The following is a 611-nucleotide window of genomic DNA, read 5'->3' on the forward strand; positions in this document are numbered from 1 at the left end:
CGCCCCGCCGATATAAAGCTCACCCACCGCCCCGAACGGAACCGGCTGGCCATGAGCGTCCAGCAGATACACCCGCGTGTTCGCGATCGGACGGCCGATCGGGACAACCGACCCGTCAAAACCAGCCGGGCAATTCCAAACGGTCGCGCAGACTGTTGCTTCGGTAGGTCCATATGCATTGACAACAGAGGCCGAGGCCAAACTGCGGATGAGTCCAGCTTTCGGCAGTTCTCCAGCAAGAATGAGAACTTGTGATGCCAAACATTCCCGATTCCTGTTTCCCTGAAAGAATACTGGAGGCAACGTCGCATGGGTGATGGCTTCACTACGCAGGTAATCCGATAGCCTGTTACTGGCTTGACGGAGCTCGTCGGCAGGCAAATGCAAGGCGGCGCCCGAGCCAAACGCCATGACAAGCTCCCAAGCACTTGCATCAAACCCGAAGGAGGCGAACTGCACGACACGGCTATTTGAACCAACGCCAAAAAGTCCGATCTGGGCCACCGCGAGATTGACCAGGCTTTGATGCTCGACCATGACGCCCTTTGGGGTTCCGGTTGAGCCCGAGGTGTATATGACATAGGCGAGATGGCTGGAGGTCAGGCCGAGGG

1 protein-coding gene is annotated in these 611 nt (G+C 57.9%); it reads right to left on the reverse strand.

The genetic code is table 11. From position 1 onward, the window contains the following. The coding region (locus ACFFNA_RS36380; RefSeq protein ID WP_378924808.1) for an AMP-binding protein at positions 1–603 on the reverse strand (603 nt) is incomplete at its 3' end. Between the last annotated feature and the right edge of the window lie 8 nt (positions 604–611).

It is taken from the genome of Mesorhizobium kowhaii (genome assembly GCF_042431665.1).
In the GTDB taxonomy this organism is placed as follows: domain Bacteria; phylum Pseudomonadota; class Alphaproteobacteria; order Rhizobiales; family Rhizobiaceae; genus Mesorhizobium; species Mesorhizobium kowhaii.